Source organism: Pseudomonas sp. PNPG3 (assembly GCF_023093815.1).
Classification (GTDB): Bacteria; Pseudomonadota; Gammaproteobacteria; order Pseudomonadales; family Pseudomonadaceae; genus Aquipseudomonas; species Aquipseudomonas asiatica.
This window is the reverse complement of the sequence record NZ_JALLKV010000006.1, coordinates 120,499-142,336: the sequence shown is the minus strand read 5'-3', so window position 1 is coordinate 142,336 and position 21,838 is coordinate 120,499. Positions and strand designations below refer to the sequence as shown.

Below are 21,838 nucleotides of genomic sequence, written 5' to 3'. Positions count from 1 at the left end.
AACAAACGACCTTTATTCCGCATATCATTCCGTCAGGTAATGATTTGAGCCGCAGAGACCGCTATGTCCAAACGCCTGGTGCCCTCCATGACCGCCCTGCAGTGCTTCGAAGCTGCAGCCCGCCATTTGAGCTTTACCCGTGCCGCCGAAGAGCTGCACCTGACCCAGAGCGCGGTCAGCAAGCAGGTGGCGCAGCTTGAAGACATGCTGCGCCACCACCTGTTCCTGCGTATCCGCCGCCGTCTGCAGCTGACGCCGGCGGGCAGCCTGTACCTGGCCGAGGTCAACAAGATCCTCACCCAGGTGGATATGTCCAGCCGCTATGTGCTCACCTACGGCGAGCAGACCGAGATATTGAAGGTAGCCACTCAGCCGAGTTTTGGCGTGCGCTGGTTGATCCCGCACCTCAAGGGTTTTGGCAAGCGCCACAACAACATCCACCTGGACATCCGCAACGAGATGGAGCCTTTCGCCCTGCTGCAAGGCTCGGCGGACGTGGTGTTCTTCTATGGCCAGGGCACTTGGCCGGGGGCCACCTGCATGGAGCTGTTCGGTGAAGAGGTGGTGCCGGTATGTGCGCCGGAGTTGCTGGCCGGGCGTGAACTGAACGATGCCGGAGAGCTGGCCGAACTGGTGTTGCTGCAGAGCACCTCGCGGCCAGAGGCCTGGCATGAGTGGTTCCTGGAGTTGGGTTTGCAGAGCGTCAGTGCCTACCACGGGCCGCGCTTCGATACCTTCTACATGGCCTTGAGCGCGGCGCAGGCCGGGTGCGGGGTGGCGTTGGTGCCGCGCTACCTGGCGGCGAAGGAGCTGGCCGAGGGGAGTTTGGTGGTGCCGTGGAACCATGCGATGCGCAGTGCCGGGGCGCATTACCTGGCGTATGCCGAGCATGCGGCGGAGGTGCCCAAGGTAAGGGCGTTGGTGGAATGGATTCGTGAGCAGCTATCGACCTGAGGGCCTCTTCGCGGGTAAACCCGCTCCCACAGGTATCACGCAAAGCCTGAACCCTGTGAGGTACCCTGTGGGAGCGGGTTTACCCGCGAAAGGGCCCTTGAGGTCGATCAAAAAAGGAATGACACACTCACTTTTTTTCGCTTGTGAGCAAAGTGCATTCCCAGCTTTCATGTAAGCGTCCGAACCCAACCAGGAAGCTAGCGATGCCCGCCCACGATTTCGTCAGCCCCGACAGCATCCGCGCGCAGTTCTCTGCCGCCATGTCGCTCATGTACAAACAGGAAGTGCCCCTGTACGGCACGCTGCTGGAGCTGGTGAGCGAAATCAACCAGCAGGTCATGGTCCAGCAACCCGAGGTTGCCGAGGCCCTGCGCTGGACCGGCGAAATCGAGCGCCTGGATCAGGAGCGCCACGGTGCCATCCGTGTCGGCACCGCCGCAGAGCTGGCCACCATCGCCCGGTTGTTCGCGGTCATGGGCATGCAGCCAGTCGGCTACTACGACCTCAGTTCCGCCGGTGTGCCGGTGCATTCCACCGCCTTCCGCGCGGTGCACGAGCAGTCGCTGCACGTCAGCCCGTTCCGCGTGTTCACCTCGCTGCTGCGCCTGGAACTGATCGACAACCCGCAGCTGCGCGAGCTGGCAGAGAGCATCCTGGCCAAGCGCCAGATCTTCAGCGCCCGCGCCCTAGAGCTGATCGACCAATGCGAGCGCGATGGTGGCCTGAATGCCGCCGATGCCGAGGTGTTCGTGCAAGAAGCGCTGCACACCTTCCGCTGGCACCATGACGCCACCGTCACTGCCGAGCAGTACCAGCAGTTGCACGACCAGCACCGCCTGATCGCCGATGTGGTGGCCTTCAAGGGCCCGCACATCAACCATCTGACCCCGCGCACCCTTGACATCGATGCAATCCAGCTCGGCATGCCGGCCAAGGGCATCCCGCCAAAGGCCGTGGTCGAAGGCCCGCCCACCCGCCGCCACCCGATCCTGCTGCGCCAGACCAGCTTCAAAGCCCTGCAGGAAAAGGTCGCGTTCAGCGACCAGCAGGGCAGCGAAGGCAGCCACACCGCGCGCTTTGGCGAAATCGAGCAACGCGGCGCGGCGCTGACGCCGAAAGGCCGCCAGCTGTACGACAAGCTGCTCGACGCCACCCGCGCCGCCCTGGGTGGCGCCCCGGCCGAGGCCAATGCCGAACGCTACATGGCGTTGTTGAAGGACACCTTTGCCGAGTTCCCGGACGACCTGGCGCAGATGCGTGAACAAGGGCTGGCCTACTTCCGCTACTTCGCCACCGAGAAAGGCCTGGCTGCGCGTGACCAGGACGACCGCCCAACCACGCTGGAGGGGTTGATCGAGGCTGGCCATGTGCACTTCGAGGCGCTGGTGTACGAGGATTTCCTGCCGGTGAGTGCGGCGGGGATCTTCCAGTCCAACCTGGGTGACGACGCGCAGGCCGAGTACGGCAGCAACGCCAACCGCGATGCGTTCGAAGCGGCGCTGGGGCTGCAGGTGCAGGATGAGCTGGCGCTGTATGCGCAGAGCGAGCGTCGGTCGCTGCAGGCGTGTGCACAGGCGTTGAACCTGGGCTCGATGTAAGGCATTGCGGCCTCTTCGCGGGTAAACCCGCTCCCACCGGTACAGTACTGGCCTCAAGGCCTGCACCGAGCCTGTGGGAGCGGGTTTACCCGCGAAGAGGCCGGTACAGGCGATCAAAGGGCCGGCAGGATCTGCACATCCGGCAAATCCATCGCCGCCACCTCCTCTTCCAGAAACGCGCTCAAACGTCGCAACCGCTCGCCCCCTGGCCGAGTGCGCGGCCACACCAGGTAATAATCCATCCCGCTGGGCACCGCCGTCGGCCAAGGCAGGCTAAGGCGTCCTTGCGCGACATCCTCGGCCACCATCAGCAAATCACCCATGGAAATGCCATAGCCACGCGCCGCGGCAATCATGCCCAGCTCCAGAGTGTCGAACACCTGCCCGCCCTTGAGCGAAACCTTGTCACTCAACCCCATGCGCTCCAACCATTCCCGCCAGTCGCGCTTGTCCACCGTGGGGTGCAGCAGCTCTATGCAGGCCAGCCGACGCTCGTCCCAGGGTTCCTCGTCGAGCAGGTCTGGCGCACCCACGGGGATCAGCAGCTCCGGGAACAACCTGCGCACTTCCCATTCCGGCGGGAACACCCCGTCGCTGAGCAACACCGCGCAATCGAACGGCTCCTGGTTGAAGTCCACATGGTCGACATCCATCCAGGCGCTGGTCAGCTGAACTTCGTTGCCAGGCTGCAAGTGGCGAAAGCGGCTAAGGCGCGCCAGCAACCAGCGCATGGTCAGGGTCGAGGGAGCCTTCATGCGCAGGATGTCATCCTCACCGCGCAAGGTATCGCAAGCCCGTTCCAGCGCGGCAAAGCCTTCACGCACACCGGGCAGCAGCACCCGCGCCGCTTCGGTCAGTTGCAGGCTGCGGCCACTGCGCACGAACAGGCGGCAGGCAAAATGCTCCTCCAGCGTGCGGATATGCCGGCTGACCGCGCTCTGGGTAATCGACAGCTCTTCGCCGGCACGGGTGAAGGAGCTTAGCCGCGCGGCGGCTTCGAATGCGCGCAGGGCATACAGCGGGGGGAGCTGACGGGACATGAGGCACCTGCCATACGGGGCTGAGAAATGAATCACCGGGAAGCATATATACATGAGTCAGACTCATGCCAATAATCGCTTTTATCCTTTTGTGCAAAGTTGACCAAAGCCTCAGAATCGCCCTTCGTTAATCACCCCAGGAAAAGGACTGCCCCCATGCATGTCGCGCCCACCACAGAACTCAAGGCTTTGCTGCGCCTGGCCGGGCCGCTGATCGCCTCGCAGTTGGCGCACATGCTGATGGTGCTGACCGATACCCTGATGATGGCCCGCATCAGCCCGCAAGCCCTGGCTGGTGGCGGCCTGGGTGCGGCGAGCTACTCGTTCGTGTCGATCTTCTGCCTTGGCGTGATCGCTGCGGTCGGCACCCTGGTGGCCATTCGCAAGGGCGCCAACGACATCGAAGGCGCCACCCGCCTGGCGCAGGGTGGCCTGTGGCTGGCCTGGGGCCTGGCGCTGTTCGCTGCGCTGGTGCTGTGGAACCTTGAACCGGTACTGCTGCTGTTCGGGCAAAAGCCCGAGAACGTTGCCTCGGCCGCCGAATTCCTCACCCTGCTGCCACTGGCGCTGCCCGGCTACCTGACTTTCATGGCGTTGCGCGGCTTCACCAGCGCGCTGGGCCGGTCTACGCCGGTGATGGTCATCAGCCTGGTTGGCACGGTGCTCAACTACCTGTTCAACGTGGCGCTGATCGAAGGCATGTTCGGCCTGCCCAAGCTGGGCCTGATGGGCATCGGCCTGGTCACCGCGGTGGTGTCGATGGGCATGGCCATTGCCTTGGCGCTGTATATCCGTTGGCACCCGGCCTATGCCGCCTACCCATTGCGCAAGGGCCTGTCGCGCCCTTCGCTGCCGGCCCTGCGCGAGCTGTGGCGGCTGGGCCTGCCGATTGGCGGCACCTACATGGTGGAAGTCGGCCTGTTCGCCTTTGCCGCGCTGTGCATGGGCGTGCTGGGCAGTACCGAGCTGGCGGCGCACCAGATCGCCCTGCAGATCGTCTCCACGGCGTTCATGGTGCCGACCGGGTTGTCGTATGCGGTGACCATGCGCGTGGGGCTGTACTACGGCGCCGGCAACCTGCTGGCGGCGCGCAGCGCCGGGCGGGTGGGCATCGGCTTCGGGGCGATGATCATGTTTGCCTTCGCCGCGTTGTTCTGGCTGCTGCCCGATGCGCTGGTGGGGCTGTTCATCGACCGTGACGACCCGGCATTTGCGGCGATCTTCCAGCTGGCGGTGCAGTTGCTGATGGTGGCTGCGTGGTTCGAGCTGTTCGATGGCATGCAGACGATCGCGATGGGCTCGATCCGTGGGCTGAAGGATGCCAAGACGACCTTCCTGATCGGGCTGGTGTGCTACTGGCTGGTGGGGGCGCCGAGCGCCTGGCTGTTCACCTTTACCCTGGGCGGTGGCGCGGTCGGGGTGTGGTGGGGGCTGGCGTTGGGGCTGGCGTGTGCGGCGGTGGCACTGACCTTTGGCTTTGAGTGGCGGATGAAGCGGCTTTTGGGCAAGGCCGGGATTGGTGGAGCGGCGACGGCTTCGGCCTGACTTGCGGGCCTCTTCGCGGGTAAACCCGCTCCCACAGGGACTGCGCAGGGTCTGAATCCTGTGCAAAGCCTGTGGGAGCGGGTTCACCCGCGAAAGGGCCCTAAAGGGCTGTGCCCAACTGGCAGCCGGTCGCCTGCAGCAAGAACTCCATCAACTCCGCCACCGGCAGCGGCTTGCTGACCAGGAAGCCCTGCACCTGGTCACAGCCAAACCCGCGCAGCAACGCCATCTGCTCTTCGCTCTCCACCCCTTCGGCCACCACCTCCAGGTTGAGGTTGTGCGCCAGGTTGATCATGGCGTGCACCAGCTTGCGGTTCTCCTCGCGCATTTCCATCTCCGCGACAAAGCTCCGGTCCACCTTGAGCAAGGTGATCGGCAGGCTGTTTAGGTGCACGAACGAAGAGAACCCGGTACCAAAATCATCGAGCGAGAAGCGCACGCCCAGGCGCCCCAAGGCGTCCATGGTCTGGCGTACCAGCTCGTTGCGGCGCATCACCGCCGTTTCGGTGAGCTCGAATTCGAGCCAGCGGGCATCCACACCATGTTCGAGAATCAGGCGGCTCAAGGTCGCCAGCAACTGGCTGTCCTGAAACTGGCGGAAGCTCAGGTTGACCGCCATGTGCAGCGGCTCCAGGCCGCGCTCGCACAGCGCCTGCATGTCGCGCAGGGCTCGGGAAATCACCCAGTAGCCCAGCGGCACGATCAGGCCGCTCTGCTCGGCCAGCGGCACGAACTCGCTGGGCGGCAACAGGCCGCGCTCGGCATGCCGCCAGCGCACCAGCGCCTCGAGGCCGACGATGCGCCCGTCGGCCAGGTTCAACCGCGGCTGGTAATGCAGCTCCAGCTCGTCCCGGCGCAGGGCGCGGCGCAATTCGCTTTCCAGATCGGCAAGGCTACGGGCGTTGCGATTGATACGCTCGTTGAACACATGGAAGGTGCAACCCTGGCTGCCCTTGGCCTGGCGCATGGCGATGTGCGCATGCCACATCAGCGGGTCGGCACCACCCTGGGCGCGGGCATGGGCCAGGCCCAGGCTGCAGCCCAGCAGCAGGCTTTCGCCGTCAATCCAGTAGGGTTCGGCCAACGCCTCGACAATCCGCTCGGCAATCCACTCGGCACGGTTGGGGTCGCGTCGGGTGTCGATCAGCAGGGCGAACTCGTCGCTGCCCAGGCGCGCCAGTTGGTCGCCCGCCTCCAGTTGCTGTTTCAGCCGCGCCACCACCTGCAGGATCAGGCGGTCGCCGCTCTGGTGGCCAAGGGCGTCGTTGACGTGGCGGAAGTTGTCCAGGTCCAGGTGGCCGAGGGCAAGGCCACGGCCGTCGTTCTCGGCCAGGCGCGCGGTCAGCAAGGCCTGGAAGCCCTGGCGGTTGGCGATGCCGGTCAGCGGGTCCTGCTCGGCCAGGCGCTGCAAGGTGGCCACCAGCACGCCGCGCTCGCGCACATGGCGCAGCGAGCGACGCAAGGTGTCGGCATTGAGCTGGTCACGCACCAGCCAGTCACTGACGGCGCTGGGCGCTAACTGAGGCTCGTGGTCGAGCAGCAGGATGGTCGGCAGCTCGCAGCGTCCAGGCGCGGGCTGCAGGGCCGGGGTTGCCAGCACGACAGCCTGGCGGTCCTGGTTGAACAGGCTGTCGACCGAGTCCCAGTTCGGCGCCGTCAGCAGCACGGCGCTGCCACCCTGGGCAGGCATGCACTCGCGTAGCAGCGCGCCCCATTCCGGCTCATCGGCCAACAGCAGCAAACGCAATGGTTCGACAGGCGTGGACAAGCGGGCTCCTTAGGCTTCACGGTGCAACGGAAACTGCCAGGTATGCTACTGCATTAATGAAAATGATTTTCAATTTAATACATGTTTTTACGGGTGTAGCATCCCGACGTATTTTGTCGTGCATCCTGCGCGAAACTGCGCCAGCCGGCAAATCCCGTTTACATATTTGACTCAGACGTCAGACGGTCGCGCCACAAACGCCCCATGCCTGTTAGAATGCGCGGCTATTTTCTGGCGACCCCCGGTTTCTAGCATGTCCCGACTCAATCCCCGGCAGCAGGAAGCCCGTGACTATGTCGGCGGCCCTCTTTTGGTGCTCGCCGGTGCAGGCTCGGGCAAGACCAGCGTGATCACGCGCAAGATTGCCCACCTCATCCAGAACTGCGGCATCCGTGCCCAGTACATCGTGGCGATGACCTTCACCAACAAGGCCGCCCGCGAGATGAAGGAACGGGTCGCCACCCTGCTGCGCCCGGGGGAAGGCCGCGGCCTGACTGTGTGCACATTCCACAACCTGGGCCTGAACATCATCCGCAGGGAGCACGAGCGCCTGGGCTACAAGCCGGGTTTCTCGATCTTCGACGAGTCCGACATCAAGGCGTTGCTGTCGGACATCATGCAGAAGGAATACTCCGGCGACGACGGCATCGACGAGATCAAGAACATGATCGGTGCCTGGAAGAACGACCTGATCCTGCCCGCCGAGGCCCTGGAGAAGGCGCGCAACCCGCGCGAGCAGACTGCCGCCATCGTCTACACCCACTACCAGCGCACGCTCAAGGCGTTCAACGCGGTGGACTTCGACGACCTGATCCTGCTGCCGGTCAAGCTGTTCCAGGAGCACCCCGATGTGCTGGAGCGCTGGCAGAACCGCGTGCGCTACCTGCTGGTGGACGAATACCAGGACACCAACGCCAGCCAGTACCTGCTGGTGAAGATGCTGATCGGCATGCGCAACCAGTTCACCGTGGTAGGCGACGACGACCAGTCGATCTACGCCTGGCGTGGCGCCCGGCCGGAAAACCTGATGCTGCTCAAGGAGGACTACCCCTCCCTGAAGGTGGTGATGCTGGAGCAGAACTACCGCTCCACCAGCCGCATCCTGCGCTGCGCCAACGTGCTGATTGCCAACAACCCGCACGCGTTCGAGAAGCAGCTGTGGAGCGAGATGGGCGTGGGCGACGAGATCCGCGTCATCCGCTGCAAGAACGAGGAAGCCGAGGCCGAACGCGTGGCCATGGAAATCCTCACCCTGCACCTGCGCACCAACCGCCCGTACAGCGACTTTGCCATCCTCTACCGCGGCAACTACCAGGCCAAGCTGATCGAACTGAAGCTGCAGCACCACCAGGTGCCATATCGCCTGTCGGGCGGCAACAGCTTCTTCGGCCGCCAGGAGGTCAAGGACCTGATGGCCTACCTGCGCCTGCTGGTGAACCCGGACGATGACAACGCCTACCTGCGGGTGATCAACGTACCGCGCCGCGAGATCGGTTCCACCACCCTGGAAAAGCTCGGCAACTACGCCACCGAACGCGGTATTTCGATGTACGCCGCCAGCGAGGAGCTTGGCCTGGGCGAGCATCTGGACGCCCGCTATACCGAGCGCTTGCAGCGCTTCAAGCATTGGCTGGACGGGGTGCGCCACAAGGTTGCCCTGGAAGACCCGATTGCCGCGCTGCACGAGATGATCCGCGATATCGACTACGAGAACTGGATCCGCCAGCAGACCGCCAGCGACAAGGCGGCCGAGTTCCGCATCAGCAACGTCTGGTTCCTGGTCGAAGCGCTGAAGAACACCCTCGAGAAGGACGAAGAGGGTGACATGACCATCGAGGACGCCATCGGCAAGCTGGTGCTGCGCGACATGCTCGAGCGCCAGCAGGAAGAGGAAGAGAACGCCGAAGGTGTGCAGATGATGACCCTGCATGCCTCCAAGGGCCTGGAATTCCCATACGTGTTCATCATGGGCATGGAAGAGGAAATCCTCCCGCACCGCTCCAGCATCGAGGCCGACACCATCGAAGAGGAACGCCGCCTGGCCTACGTGGGCATCACCCGCGCGCGCCAGACCCTGGCCTTCACCTTCGCCGCCAAGCGCAAGCAGTACGGTGAAATCATCGACTGCACGCCCAGCCGGTTCCTCGACGAACTGCCACCGGACGACCTGGCCTGGGAAGGCCTGGACGATGCGCCGGTCGAGGTAAAGGCTGCACGGGGCAACAACGCCTTGGCCGATATCCGGGCAATGCTCAAACGCTGATCAACCATTACTCTTTAACTTTGCCGCTATTTGCGGCCACCTTTGCTACATCGAGGAAAACAAAGTGGAAGCACTGCATCAGAAGATTCGCGAAGAAGGCATCGTGCTTTCCGATCAGGTTCTCAAAGTCGACGCGTTTCTCAACCACCAGATCGATCCGGCGCTGATGCAGCTGATCGGTGACGAGTTCGCCCGCCTGTTCGCCGACGCGGGCGTGACCAAGATCGTCACCATCGAAGCCTCGGGCATTGCCCCGGCGGTGATGACTGGCCTGAAGCTGGGCGTGCCGGTGATTTTCGCCCGCAAGCACCAGTCGCTGACCCTGACCGAGAACCTGCTGACCGCCTCGGTGTATTCCTTCACCAAGCAGACCGAGAACACCGTGGCCATCTCGCCGCGTCACCTGAACAGCAGCGACCGCGTGCTGGTGATCGACGACTTCCTGGCCAATGGCAAGGCGTCGCAGGCCCTGATCTCGATCATCAAGCAGGCCGGCGCCACCGTGGCCGGCCTGGGTATCGTGATCGAGAAGTCGTTCCAGGGCGGCCGTGCCGAGCTGGACAGCCAGGGCTATCGCGTCGAGTCGCTGGCCCGGGTGAAGTCGCTGGAAGGTGGTGTGGTGTCCTTCATCGAATAAGGCCGCTACGCGATCTCTGTGGGAGCGGGTTTACCCGCGAATGCGATTTGGGATGCGCCATCGCATTCGCGGGTAAACCCGCTCCCACAGGGGACAGTATGTCCGAGTGTTTATTTTGCAGCCTGTAAACCCGCCAGCAGCAACCGCTGGTAAAGCTCTTCCTTCAGCCCCTGCGGCTGATCCAGCTGCATCCGCACAAGATGCCTCGCGTAGCCCTCGGGCCCCGGCGCATCCAGCGCTGCCTTGCCCAGCTCCAGCACCTCGCTCAGCTTGAACTTGCTCTTCAACCAGTTCAGCGCCCGCAGCAAATCCCGCTCTTCAGCCGTAAAGTCCGTGCCCAGCGGATACTCCGGAAACAACCGCGAATGCCGCGCCCTGATCGCCTCCAGCCGCTGCGGCGTATTGTCGGTAAAGCACGCCTCCAGTTGAAAATCCTTGGCCAGCTTGCCGGCATCCTTTGCCTGCTCGATCAGCCCCTGCTGGAACCGCGAATCACATACCGCCAGCAACCGCGCAATCACCTCGCTGTCGGTCTGCCCACGCAGGTCGGCAATGCCGTACTCGGTCACCACGATATCGCGCAGGTGCCGGGGGATGGTGCAATGGCCATAGTTCCAGAACAGGTTCGAGGTCACCTCCCCGCCCGCCTCACGCCAGCTGCGCAGCAGCAGGATCGAACGCCCGCCCTCCAGCGCATGGCCTTGGGCAACGAAGTTGTACTGCCCGCCCACGCCACTGAGTACTCGGCCATCCTCCAGCTGGTCAGCCACCCCAGCGCCGAGCAGGGTCATGCCGAATACGCTGTTGATGAAGCGCGCATCACGGCGTTGGCGGCGCTTGAGCTCCTCCTGCCCGTACAGCTCGTTGATGAAGCTGATACGAGTCATGGCAAACTGTGCGCGCTGTTCCAGCGGCATGTCGCGCAAGCGCTGGTAGAACGCCTGGGGGCCGAGGAAGAAACCGCCATGCAGCACTGCCGCCACCTGCTCGTCCGCCGGGCGCCGCAACAGGCCCGCTTCGGCCAGCGCCAGCAAGCCGTTGACGAACATCTCGCTGCAGCCGTACAGGCCTTGGGCGAAGGTATCCAGGCCCCCTTCCCGTTCGATCAACGCTTGCCACGAGCCAACACCCAGCGCGTCGAGCACAGCACGATAACCGGCGTTGTCACCCTGGCGCGCCAGCAATGCGGCAGCTACCGCATCGCCCATGGCACCAATGCCGATCTGTAGCGTGCCGCCGTCGCGAACCAGGCTGCTGGCGTGCAGGCCGATGCAGTGGTCCTGGGTGTTGACCGGCATGTTCGGCGTGGAGAACAGGCGGCGTTGCTCGGCTGTATCGATCAGCAGGTCGAACGTATCGATGGGTAGCTCGGCGTCACCCGGCATGTAAGGCAGCTCGGCATGCACCTGGCCGAGCATGAGGATGGTCTCGCCGGCAGCGCGGCGCTTGGCGATCATCGGCAGCAGGTCGAGGGTGATGTCGGGGTTGCAGGCCAGGCTCAGGTGCACCGGTCTCTCGGGCGTGGCGGCCACCAACTGCGCGATCAGGTTCAGGCCCTTGGCGTTGATGTCACGTGCTGCGTGGCTGTAGTTGCTGCTGATGTAGCTTTGCTGGGCCGAATCGCTGTGCAGCAGGCTGCCGGGCTGCATGAAGAATTGTTCCACCTGGATGTTCGGCGGCAGGCTGTCGTTGCGCAGGTCGGCGAGGTAGGTAAGTTCTTCATAGTCGGCGAAGACGCGCTCGACGAAGGGCTCGAGAAAGCGCCGCTGCAGGCCATCGCCCAGTGGCGGGCGGCCGAGGGACAGGGCGGTGTAGATAGTAAGGCGCCGTTCGGGCAGCTCGCGGATGCGGGCGTAAAGCGCATTGACGAAGGCGTTGGGCTTGCCCAGGCCCAGCGGCAGGCCCATGTGGATGTGGGCTGGCAGGCGCGACAGGACTTGCTCGACGGCCTGGTCGATGGAGCAGAGGTGCATCGGGGCCTCCTGAGACATCCATGGGTTCAGGGGTTGGACATGGGCTTTGGTGGGTTGGTTGCCTGTGCCGGCCCTTTCGCGGCTAAAGCCGCTCCTACAGAGACCTCACTGCCCTTGAGTCCTGTGCTGCACCTGTGAGTACCCACAGGGGCCCCACAATCCTTGAAGCCTGCACTGTACCTGTGGGAGCGGCTTTAGCCGCGAAAGGGCCGGCACAGGCACCACAAAAACAAAGCCCGCCATCAATGGCGGGCCTCATGCAATTCAGCTGTTTCTCACAGCCCGGACATTTTCTTGATCGCCCCTTTCAGGTCGTCATCCGAGCAGTCTGCGCAGGTGCCTTTCGGTGGCATGGCGTTGATGCCGGTAATGGCCTTGGCCAGGATGCCGTCCAGGCCACCCTGGTGGTCGGCGCGTTCCTTCCACGCCGCGGTATCGCCAATCTTCGGTGCGCCGAGCAGGCCGGAGCCATGGCAGGCATTGCAGTGCTTGGCGATGATCTCGTCCGGCGTCTTGGCACCACCGCCACCTGCGGCGGCGGCCACTTCCATGCCCTTGCACTCCTGGCCCTGGACGCACACCTGGCCAACCGGCTCCAGGCGCTTGGCGATGTCATCGTTGGTCGCAGCGGTTGCGCTCATTGCCCAGAGGGCGAATACGGCTGCTGGTACGGCCAGCATCTTCTTGATTTGGTTCACGCGAACACCCTCATGGTGGCTAATCACGCTCGCGGCCACGGATCGGCGAGCGTTGAAAAGTATAGCGGGAACCCAGATGCCGTGAAACGACCCCACACGGGAAAGGGGTATTGCCGAATCAATGCACTGCGCTGGATCAAAAGTTTGAAGGCGTCGCCGCACTGATCAGCCGCGCCGGCCGGTCGAACGGGTTGCGAAAGCGGTGCGGGCGGGTGCTTTCGAAGTAGTAGCTGTCGCCCTCTTCAAGGATGAAGATCTCGTTGCCGACCACCAACTCCAGGCGGCCTTCGAGCAGGATGCCGGTTTCTTCACCGTCATGGGTAAGCATTTCGGCGCCCGTGTCGGCACCCGGTGGATACACCTCGGTGAGAAAGGCGATGGCACGGTTGGGGTGCGACTTGCCGACCAGCTTCATGGTCACCGCACCGTCGGAGATATCGATCAGCTCATGAGCCTTGTAGACGATCTGCGTGGGGCTTTCAGGTTCCAGTTCGACCGAGAAGAACTCGACCATCGACATGGGAATGCCGCTCAGCACCTTGCGCAGCGAGCTGATCGACGGGCTCACGCTGTTCTTCTCGATCATCGAGATGGTGCTGTTGGTCACGCCGGCACGCTTGGCGAGTTCACGCTGGGACAGGCCCTTGAGCTTGCGGATGGCTTGCAGTCGTTCGCCGACGTCCAAAGCTGGAGCCTCCTGAAACGGTGGAAAGGGGGGTGGATGTGAACGATATCATGGCAATGCCGTTCAGTATTTACAACACACCGCCCTTCAACCTGTCCGCTTCAGCGTGTCATTCGCCGATGTAGTCCCGCGGTACTCGCTTCAGGTTGCAGAAAATCTGGTACGGAATGGTACCCGCGTGCGCAGCCACCTCACTGGCCAGCACATGCTTGCCCCACAGTTCGACGGGGCTGCCGACGGTGGCTTCCGGCACGTCGGTCAGGTCGATGCTGAGCATATCCATCGATACTCGGCCGATCAGTTGTGTGCGCTTGCCAGCGACCAGCACCGGGGTACCGTTGGGCGCCTGGCGCGGGTAGCCATCGGCATAGCCCATGGCAACCACACCAACGCGGGTTGGCCGTGGGCTGACGAACTTGGCGCCATAGCCCACCGGCTCGCCGGCAGGCAGTTCGCGCACGCTGATCACCCGCGATTGCAGGGTCATCACCGGTTGCAGGCGCTCGGCCTCGGCCTGGGCCACTTCGAACGGTGTGGCACCGTACAGCATCAGGCCCGGGCGCACCCAGTCGCTGGGGGCCTGCGGCCAGCCCAGCACACCGGGGGAGTTGCGCAGGCTGCACTCGGCGGCCAGGCCCTGGCGGGCGGCCTCGAACACGGCGATCTGTTGGGCGGTAGCGTCGGCATCCAGTTCGTCGGCGCGAGCGAAGTGGCTCATCAGCACGATGCGCGCGACCTTGCCGCTGGCCAGCAGGCGCTGGTAGGCCTCGTGGTAGTCCTTGGGGTGCAGGCCGACGCGGTGCATGCCGCTGTCGAGCTTGAGCCAGACGGTGAGCGGCTTGTGCAGCTGGGTCTTTTCGATCGCTTCCAGTTGCCACAGCGAGTGCACCACACACCACAGGTCGTGCTCGGCGATCAGGGCCAGTTCGCTGGCTTCGAAGAAACCTTCCAGCAGTAGCACCGGGACCTTGATACCGGCGGCGCGCAGCTCCAGCGCTTCTTCGATGCAGGCCACGGCAAAGCCGTCGGCTTCGGCCTCCAGGGCCAGGGCACAGCGCACGGCGCCGTGGCCGTAGGCGTCGGCCTTGATCACGGCGAGGGCTTTGGAACCGGTCAGTTCACGGGCCAGACGGTAGTTGTGGCGCAGGGCCTGGAGGTCGATCAGGGCGCGGGCGGGACGCATGGCGGCTGCCTTATGGTGGTTCACAGGTTGAAAACGGTGTTGGGTTCTTCGCGGCTAAAGCCGCTCCCACAGGGGACCGCACAATGCCCAAGCACATGCGATCCCTGTGGGAGCGGCTTTAGCCGCGAAGAGGCCGGTGCAGGCTATTACTGCTGGTGAGCCGGCGCAGTCTGCCCGTGCTTGGCCACTTCCGGGCTGTTGCCATAACGGGAAATGTCCAGGCCTTCGGCACTGATCTGCGGCTTCTTGCGCGCAATCAGGTCGGCCAGCAGGCGACCGGAGCCGCACGCCATGGTCCAGCCCAAAGTACCGTGACCGGTGTTCAGGAACAGGTTGCGGAACGCCGTGGCACCAACGATCGGCGTGCCGTCCGGGGTCGCCGGGCGCAGGCCGGTCCAGAAGCTAGCCTGGCTCAGATCACCGCCGCGAGGATAAAGGTCGTTGACGATCATCTCCAGCGTTTCGCGCCGACGCGGGTTCAACGACAGGTCAAAACCGGCGATCTCAGCCATGCCGCCGACGCGGATACGGTTGTCGAAACGGGTAATGGCAACCTTGTAGGTCTCGTCGAGAATGGTCGAGGTCGGGGCCATGTCGGCGTTGGTGATCGGCACGGTCAGCGAGTAGCCCTTCAGCGGGTACACCGGGGCCTTGATGCCCAGCGGCTTGAGCATCTGCGGCGAGTAGCTGCCCAGCGCCAGCACGTAGCGGTCGGCGGTTTCCAGCTTGCCGTCGATCCATACGCCATTGATGCGGTCACCCGCGAAGTCCAGGCGCTGGATGTCCTGGCCGAAGCGGAACTCCACGCCCAGCTTCACGGCCATTTCGGCAAGCTTGGTGGTGAACAGCTGGCAGTCGCCAGTCTGGTCGTTTGGCAGGCGCAGGGCGCCGGCCAGGATGTCCTTGACGCCAGCCAGGGCCGGTTCGACGCGGGCAATGCCGTCGCGGTCAAGCAGCTCGTAAGGCACGCCGGACTGCTCCAGAACGGCAATGTCCTTGGCCGCGGCATCCACCTGGGCCTGGGTACGGAACAGCTGGGTGGTGCCCAGGCTGCGGTTTTCGTAGGCGATGCCGGTTTCGGCGCGCAGTTCGTCGAGGCAATCACGGCTGTACTCGGACAGGCGCACCATGCGCTCCTTGTTCACCGCGTAACGGCTGGCGGTGCAGTTGCGCAGCATCTGTGCCATCCACAGGTACTGGTCGACGTCGCCGGTGAGCTTGATAGCCAGGGGCGCGTGGCGCTCCAGCAGCCATTTGATGGCCTTCAGCGGCACGCCTGGGGCGGCCCAGGGCGAGGCATAGCCGGGCGAGATCTGGCCGGCGTTGGCAAAGCTGGTTTCCATGGCCACCGCCGGCTGGCGATCGACCACCGTTACTTCGAAACCTTGCCGGGCCAGATAGTAGGCACTGGCGGTTCCGATCACACCGCTACCAAGTACCAGAACTCGCATCGTTTTATCCCTCGCACGCGGCGCGCCGCAGACTTTTATTGAAATGGCATGAATGCGCGCAGTATAGGAATTTGAAGGCAGTGCAATTCACTATATAAAAGCCTATTATTGGCGAGAATTCTCGGCAAAATCGCCTTTCACGGAGGGGCATCCCCTATGAGAACCCAGCACCAGAGCAAGCGTGAACTGGACAAGATCGACCGTAACATCCTGCGTATCCTGCAGAATGACGGGCGTATTTCCTTCACCGAACTGGGCGAGAAAGTTGGGCTTTCCACCACCCCTTGCACCGAGCGGGTCCGCCGCCTGGAGCGCGAGGGCATCATCATGGGCTACAACGCCCGCCTTAACCCGCAGCACCTCAAGGGCAGCCTGCTGGTGTTCGTGGAAATCAGCCTGGACTACAAATCGGGCGACACCTTCGAGGAGTTCCGCCGCGCGGTGCTGAAACTGCCCCACGTGCTGGAATGCCACCTGGTTTCAGGCGACTTCGACTACCTGGTGAAGGCGCGTATTTCCGAGATGGCCTCGTACCGCAAACTGCTCGGCGACATCCTGCTGAAGCTGCCGCACGTGCGCGAATCGAAGAGCTACATCGTGATGGAAGAGGTGAAGGAGAGCCTTTGCCTGCCGATCCCGGACTGAAGTCAGACCAGCACTTGGCGGGTGGTGGCAATGAACTGGTGGACCAGCTGCTCGGCAGCGGGCTCGATCATCTGTTCAGGGCCACGGCCACGCGGGCAGGCCAGGCGCGGGGTGGTGCCGAACAGGCGGCAGATCATCGGGCGCTCTTCATACACCGTGCAGCCGTTGGGGCCCAGGTGCACACAGTCCAGGCGCTCCAGGGCGGCGTCCTGCTCGGCCTGGGACTTGCGCGGCAGGCGGGCCATTTCTTCCGCCGAAGTGGTGACCGGGCCGCAGCAGTCGTGGCAGCCGGGCTCGCACTCGAAGGAAGGGATGAGTTCGCGCAGGAAGTGGATCTTGTGGCGGTTGCAGGACATGGCTGGGTTCAAAACTAGGAAATTGGCCAGATTATAGGCCCATTCGCAGGCGCAGCCCTCGCCTTGTTGCCCACCACCCTACCCCGGCTTATCCTCCTCCCCTCAGCCCACCAGCCTCAGGACCTGCCCAATGATCCACAGCGCGCAGCACGCCGCCTCCTACTACGCCGCCAGCAGCGCGCCACACCCCGACCACTCCTTCCTGCAGGGCGAGCACAGCGCCGATGTGTGTATCGTTGGCGGCGGCTACTCGGGCCTGAACACCGCCATCGAACTGGCCGAGCGCGGCTTTTCGGTCATCCTGCTGGAGGCGCGCAAGCTCGGTTGGGGCGCCAGCGGGCGCAATGGTGGGCAACTGATCCGTGGCGTCGGCCACGGCCTGGAGCAATTCCTACCGATCATCGGCGAGGAAGGCGTGCGCAGCCTGAAACTGATGGGCCTGGAAGCGGTGCAGATCGTCCGCGAGCGCGTCGAAAGGCATGCCATCGCCTGCGACCTGACCTGGGGTTACTGCGACCTGGCCAACAAACCCGCCGAGCTGCTGGGCTTTGCCGAGGATGCTGAAGAACTGCGCAGCCTTGGCTACGCACATGAACTGCGCCTGGTCGGCAAGGACGATATCCACAGCGTGGTCGGCGCCGACTGCTATGTCGGCGGGCTGGTCGACATGGGCTCCGGGCACCTGCACCCGCTCAACCTGGCCCTGGGTGAGGCTGCCGTGGCCAGCCGCCTGGGCGTGAAGCTGTTCGAGCAGTCCGAGGTCACACGCATCGACTACGGCCCGGAAGTACAGGTGCACACCGCCCAAGGCCGGGTACGCGCCAAAACCCTGGTGCTGTGCTGCAACGCCTACCATAACGACCTCAACCGCGAGTTGGGCGGCAAGGTGCTGCCAGCCGGCAGCTACATCATCGCCACCGAGCCACTGGGCGAAGAACGTGCCCGTTCGCTGCTACCGCAGAACATGGCGGTATGTGACCAGCGCGTGGCACTGGACTACTACCGCCTGTCCGCCGACCAGCGCCTGTTGTTCGGCGGTGCCTGCCACTATTCGGGCCGCGACCCGAAGGACATCGCCGCCTATATGCGGCCGAAGATGCTCAAGGTGTTCCCGCAACTGGCCGACGTGCGCATCGACTACCAGTGGGGCGGCATGATCGGCATCGGCGCCAACCGCCTGCCGCAGGTTGGCCGCCTGGCAAGCCAGCCGAACGTGTATTACGCCCAGGCCTACTCCGGCCATGGGCTCAACGCCACCCACCTGGCTGCACGCCTGCTCGGCGAGGCCATCAGCGGCCAGGAAAGCGGGCGTTTCGACCTGTTTGCCAAGGTGCCACACATCACCTTCCCCGGCGGCCAGCACCTGCGCTCGCCGCTGCTGGCGTTGGGGATGCTGTGGCATCGCCTGAAAGAGCTGATCTGAAAGCTGCGCACTGCCCCTTGTGGGAGCGGCCTTGTGTCGCGAAAGGGCTGCGAAGCAGCCCCGGCAATTCATGCAGTGATGCAAATATCCTGGGGCCGCTGTGCGGCCCTTTCGCGACACAAGGCCGCTCCCACAACGATCGCATCAGTCCTTCCAGAAGGGCTTACGCCCTTCGGCCCGAGCCTGCTCCCAGCTCAGCCCTATATCGCGCAACTCGTCATCAGTCAACTGCAGCAGCGCCCTGCGGGTGTGCCAGCGATGCAGCATCAGCCCCCAACGCCCCAACCCTTCCGGCGCGTTGAACACCTTGGCTTGCTGCTCGGCTTCCAGTTCCTTGGCCAACAGTTGCAAGCGCACATCGCTCATGCCACCCATCACCGCATCCTCTCGTTCAGTTGATACTGTGGAGAAAGCATGCGCGTCGACAGCACCGGCAATACAGATCCAATACAGCCTTATTATTCCCATACAGAATTGGCCGCAGGCCGACTGAATGCTGTATTTTCAGTGCAACTGTACCGGTCGCCACACTATTGCAGCGCAGGAGTATGCCGTGACCCTTTACCTGAACCTCGCCGAACTGCTCGGTGCCCGTATCGAACAGGGCCTCTACCGCCCCGGCCAGCGCCTGCCGTCAGTGCGCGCCCTGAGTGTGGAGCACGGGGTCAGCCTGAGCACCGTGCAGCAGGCCTACCGCATGCTGGAAGACAGCGGCATGGTCTCGCCCCGGCCCAAGTCCGGCTACTTCGTCAACGACCACCGCCACCTGCCGGCCCTGCCCGCCGTCAGCCGCCCGGCCCAGCGCCCGGTGGACATCTCGCAATGGGAGCAGGTGCTGGAGCTGGTGCGCAGTACCCCACGCCAGGGCGTGATTCAACTCGGTCGCGGCATGCCTGACATCGACAGCCCCACACTCAAGCCACTGCTGCGCAGCCTTGCCCAACTGAGCCGGCGGCAGGACATGCCCGGGCTGTACTACGACAACATCCACGGCAACATGGCCCTGCGCGAACAGGTGGCCCGGCTGATGCTCGACTCCGGCTGCCGCCTTGGCCCGGCTGACCTGGTGATTACCACTGGCTGCCATGAGGCGCTGTCCTGCAGCATTCGAGCGGTATGCGAGCCGGGCGATATCGTCGCGGTCGACTCCCCCAGCTTCCACGGCGCCATGCAAACCCTCAAGGGCCTGGGCATGAAAGCCCTGGAAATCCCCACAGACCCGGTTACCGGCATCAGCCTGGAGGCACTGGAGCTGGCATTGGAGCAGTGGCCGATCAAGCTCATCCAGATCACCCCCAGCTGCAACAACCCTCTCGGCTACATCATGCCCGAGGCTCGCAAGAAGGCACTGCTGAGCCTGGCCCAGCGCTACGATGTGGCCATCCTGGAAGATGATGTATACGGCGACCTGGCCTACACCTACCCGCGCCCACGCACCGTCAAGTCGTTTGACGACGACGGCCGCGTGTTGCTCTGCAGCTCTTTCTCAAAGACCCTCGCCCCCGGCCTGCGGGTTGGTTGGGTAGCGCCCGGTCGTTACCTGGAGCGGGTGCTTCACATGAAATACATCAGCACCGGAAGCACGGCCAGCCAGCCGCAGTTGGCCATTGCCGACTTCATCGCCGGCGGGCACTACCAGCCCCACGTACGGTGCATGCGCAGCCAGTACCAGCGTGGCCGCGACCTGATGAGCGACTGGGTGACCCGCTACTTCCCGGCGGGCACCCGGGTCAGTCGACCGCAAGGTGGCTTCATGCTGTGGGTGGAATTACCCGAACATTTCGATACGCTGCGCCTGAACCGGGCTTTACTGGAGCAGGACGTGCAGGTTGCCGTGGGCAGTATTTTCTCGGCCTCGGGCAAGTTCCGCCACTGCCTGCGCATGAACTTCGCCGCACGGCCCACGCCGCAGATCGAAGCTGCCGTGCGCAGGGTTGGTGAAACCGCCCTTCGTCTACTGGAAGAAGAAAGCGCCGGCGCGTAACTTTGCGCCGCCCGCCACGGTCCAACCATTTAAGCCTTTGCTGCACAGGACGATCCACCCTTGAGACTCCAGCGAGCCCTGCCTCTGCTGCTGGTGCTACTGCTTGGTCTTGCCGGCTGTGCCAGCGTCGGCACGCCCCGCGAAACCAGCCAGGCGTTACCCGCCAACGACTCGGCCTTCGGCCGCTCGGTACTGCGCCAGGCCGCGCCGTACGACGGCCGCTCGGGCTTTCGCCTGCTGCCCAACAGCAACGAGGCGTTCCGCGCCCGTGCCGAACTGATCCGCAACGCCCAGGCGAGCATCGACCTGCAGTACTACATCGTCCACGATGGCCTCAGCACCCGCGCCCTGGTGCATGAACTGCTGCGCGCCGCCGACCGTGGCGTACGTGTGCGCATCCTGCTCGACGACACCACCAGCGATGGCCTGGACGTCATCATGGGCACCCTCGATGCCCACCCGAACATCCAGATACGGGTGTTCAACCCGCTACACCTGGGCCGCAGCACCGGCGTGACGCGCGCGGTGGGCCGCCTGTTCAACCTGTCGCGCCAGCATCGGCGCATGCACAACAAACTGTTCCTGGTGGACAACAGCATGGCCATCGTCGGCGGGCGCAACCTGGGCGACGAGTATTTCGATGCCGAACCCAACCTCAACTTCACCGACATCGACTTGCTGGGTGTCGGCCCGGTGGCCGAACAGCTCGGCCACAGTTTCGACCAATACTGGAACAGCGCCCTGAGCCGGCCGATTACCGACTTTCTCTGGCGCGACCCGGATGCCAGCGACCTCCGCGCCAGCCGCCACCGCCTGGAAATTTCACTGGCCGAAGCCAGGACCCAACGCAAAGCCCTGTATGACCGCTTGATGGCCTACCAGTCGCAGCCGCGCCTGGATGTGTGGCGCAACGAACTGATATGGGCCCATGCCCAGGCGCTGTGGGATGCGCCGAGCAAGGTGCTGGCCGATGACGAACCGGACCCGCAACTACTGCTGACCCAGCAACTGGCTCCTGACTTGAGCAAGGTGCAACGCGAGCTGATCCTGGTATCGGCGTACTTCGTGCCCGGCGAGTCCGGCCTGCTGTACCTCACCCACAGCGCCGACGCGGGTATCTCGGTCAAGCTGCTGACCAACTCGCTGGAGGCCACCGACGTGCCGGCAGTGCATGGCGGCTATGCACCATACCGGCGGGCACTGCTGGAGCATGGCGTACAACTGTATGAGCTGCGCCGCCAACCCGGTGACCCCAGCGCCCGACACAGCTTGAGCTTCCATGGCAGTTCGGACTCGAGCCTGCACAGCAAGGCGATCGTGTTCGACCGGCGCAAGACCTTCATCGGTTCGTTCAATTTCGACCCGCGTTCAGTGTTGTGGAATACCGAGGTCGGGGTACTGGTGGACAGCCCGGAGCTGGCCGAGTACACCCGCGCGCTGGCGGTACAGGGCATGGCCCCGGCCTTGAGCTACCAGCCGACGCTGGTGGGTAACCAGATGGTGTGGGTGACCGAGGAAAATGGCAGGCGACGCATGCTCACGTCCGAACCGGGCGGGATGTGGCGGCGGTTCAATGCCTGGATCAGCAAGGCGGTTGGCCTGGAGAAGATGTTGTAGCGGCGATTTTGGGGCTGC

The 21,838-nt window shown here is 63.9% G+C and carries 18 protein-coding genes; 9 read left to right on the top strand and 9 right to left on the bottom strand.

Annotated elements, in window-relative coordinates; genetic code table 11:
- Nucleotides 1–63: 63 nt before the first annotated feature.
- Both MJ643_RS06855 and MJ643_RS06850 read left to right on the top strand, forming a co-directional pair.
- Nucleotides 64–954: a LysR family transcriptional regulator gene (locus tag MJ643_RS06855; protein WP_013974770.1), complete on the top strand. Its 891-nt coding sequence runs from the start codon at nucleotides 64–66 to the stop codon at nucleotides 952–954.
- Between the two features lie 203 nt (nucleotides 955–1,157).
- Entirely contained in the window at nucleotides 1,158–2,552 is a 1,395-nt protein-coding gene (locus MJ643_RS06850; protein WP_024087905.1) for a VOC family protein, read from the top strand.
- Between the two features lie 113 nt (nucleotides 2,553–2,665).
- On the opposite strand, the gene MJ643_RS06845 is transcribed toward MJ643_RS06850, so the two are convergent.
- The gene (locus tag MJ643_RS06845; protein WP_013974772.1) at nucleotides 2,666–3,592 is read right to left on the bottom strand and encodes a LysR substrate-binding domain-containing protein; all 927 of its coding nucleotides are present in this window, start codon (nucleotides 3,590–3,592) and stop codon (nucleotides 2,666–2,668) included.
- Between the two features lie 156 nt (nucleotides 3,593–3,748).
- Here MJ643_RS06845 and MJ643_RS06840 point away from each other — a divergent pair, with 156 nt between their 5' ends.
- Nucleotides 3,749–5,137, top strand: coding sequence for a NorM family multidrug efflux MATE transporter (locus MJ643_RS06840; RefSeq protein WP_024087906.1), 1,389 nt, complete (start codon nucleotides 3,749–3,751; stop codon nucleotides 5,135–5,137).
- 100 nt (nucleotides 5,138–5,237) lie between these two features.
- On the opposite strand, the gene MJ643_RS06835 is transcribed toward MJ643_RS06840, so the two are convergent.
- Nucleotides 5,238–6,905, bottom strand: coding sequence for a bifunctional diguanylate cyclase/phosphodiesterase (locus tag MJ643_RS06835; protein WP_024087907.1), 1,668 nt, complete (start codon nucleotides 6,903–6,905; stop codon nucleotides 5,238–5,240).
- Nucleotides 6,906–7,158: 253 nt separating this feature from the next.
- Between MJ643_RS06835 and rep the strand changes: the two genes are divergently transcribed.
- Nucleotides 7,159–9,168 carry a DNA helicase Rep gene (gene rep / locus MJ643_RS06830; protein WP_015272320.1) on the top strand — a complete coding sequence of 670 codons (2,010 nt, stop codon included), beginning with the start codon at nucleotides 7,159–7,161 and terminating at the stop codon, nucleotides 9,166–9,168.
- 64 nt (nucleotides 9,169–9,232) lie between these two features.
- Nucleotides 9,233–9,805: a xanthine phosphoribosyltransferase gene (locus MJ643_RS06825; RefSeq protein ID WP_003253535.1), complete on the top strand. Its 573-nt coding sequence runs from the start codon at nucleotides 9,233–9,235 to the stop codon at nucleotides 9,803–9,805.
- Nucleotides 9,806–9,915: 110 nt separating this feature from the next.
- Here MJ643_RS06825 and MJ643_RS06820 read toward each other — a convergent pair whose 3' ends face one another.
- The 5 genes from MJ643_RS06820 to dadA all read right to left on the bottom strand — a co-directional run bounded on the left by MJ643_RS06820 (nucleotide 9,916) and on the right by dadA (nucleotide 15,795).
- Nucleotides 9,916–11,778 carry an acetyl-CoA hydrolase/transferase C-terminal domain-containing protein gene (locus tag MJ643_RS06820; protein ID WP_024087908.1) on the bottom strand — a complete coding sequence of 621 codons (1,863 nt, stop codon included), beginning with the start codon at nucleotides 11,776–11,778 and terminating at the stop codon, nucleotides 9,916–9,918.
- Nucleotides 11,779–12,053: 275 nt separating this feature from the next.
- Nucleotides 12,054–12,458, bottom strand: a complete 405-nt coding sequence (locus MJ643_RS06815; protein ID WP_038408395.1) for a c-type cytochrome — start codon at nucleotides 12,456–12,458, stop codon at nucleotides 12,054–12,056.
- A 154-nt stretch (nucleotides 12,459–12,612) separates the two neighbouring features.
- Complete coding sequence (locus tag MJ643_RS06810; protein ID WP_013974777.1) at nucleotides 12,613–13,161, bottom strand: cupin domain-containing protein; 549 nt, start codon at nucleotides 13,159–13,161, stop codon at nucleotides 12,613–12,615.
- A 109-nt stretch (nucleotides 13,162–13,270) separates the two neighbouring features.
- On the bottom strand, nucleotides 13,271–14,344 hold the full coding sequence (gene alr, locus MJ643_RS06805; protein ID WP_024087910.1) for an alanine racemase: 1,074 nt from the start codon (nucleotides 14,342–14,344) through the stop codon (nucleotides 13,271–13,273).
- 146 nt (nucleotides 14,345–14,490) lie between these two features.
- The gene (gene dadA / locus MJ643_RS06800; protein ID WP_013974779.1) at nucleotides 14,491–15,795 is read right to left on the bottom strand and encodes a D-amino acid dehydrogenase; all 1,305 of its coding nucleotides are present in this window, start codon (nucleotides 15,793–15,795) and stop codon (nucleotides 14,491–14,493) included.
- Between the two features lie 156 nt (nucleotides 15,796–15,951).
- Between dadA and dadR the strand changes: the two genes are divergently transcribed.
- Nucleotides 15,952–16,440 (top strand): transcriptional regulator DadR, encoded by a 489-nt coding sequence (gene dadR / locus MJ643_RS06795; protein WP_003258963.1) that lies wholly within the window; start codon nucleotides 15,952–15,954, stop codon nucleotides 16,438–16,440.
- A gap of 2 nt (nucleotides 16,441–16,442) precedes the next feature.
- Here dadR and MJ643_RS06790 read toward each other — a convergent pair whose 3' ends face one another.
- Complete coding sequence (locus tag MJ643_RS06790) at nucleotides 16,443–16,796, bottom strand: YkgJ family cysteine cluster protein (protein ID WP_013974780.1); 354 nt, start codon at nucleotides 16,794–16,796, stop codon at nucleotides 16,443–16,445.
- Between the two features lie 130 nt (nucleotides 16,797–16,926).
- Between MJ643_RS06790 and MJ643_RS06785 the strand changes: the two genes are divergently transcribed.
- Entirely contained in the window at nucleotides 16,927–18,219 is a 1,293-nt protein-coding gene (locus MJ643_RS06785) for an FAD-binding oxidoreductase (RefSeq protein WP_047595895.1), read from the top strand.
- A 144-nt stretch (nucleotides 18,220–18,363) separates the two neighbouring features.
- On the opposite strand, the gene MJ643_RS06780 is transcribed toward MJ643_RS06785, so the two are convergent.
- On the bottom strand, nucleotides 18,364–18,594 hold the full coding sequence (locus MJ643_RS06780; RefSeq protein ID WP_013974782.1) for a DUF1127 domain-containing protein: 231 nt from the start codon (nucleotides 18,592–18,594) through the stop codon (nucleotides 18,364–18,366).
- 178 nt (nucleotides 18,595–18,772) lie between these two features.
- Here MJ643_RS06780 and MJ643_RS06775 point away from each other — a divergent pair, with 178 nt between their 5' ends.
- Both MJ643_RS06775 and MJ643_RS06770 read left to right on the top strand, forming a co-directional pair.
- Nucleotides 18,773–20,203: a PLP-dependent aminotransferase family protein gene (locus MJ643_RS06775; RefSeq protein WP_208209238.1), complete on the top strand. Its 1,431-nt coding sequence runs from the start codon at nucleotides 18,773–18,775 to the stop codon at nucleotides 20,201–20,203.
- Nucleotides 20,204–20,263: 60 nt separating this feature from the next.
- Entirely contained in the window at nucleotides 20,264–21,820 is a 1,557-nt protein-coding gene (locus tag MJ643_RS06770; RefSeq protein WP_041506317.1) for a phospholipase D family protein, read from the top strand.
- Nucleotides 21,821–21,838: the final 18 nt, after the last annotated feature.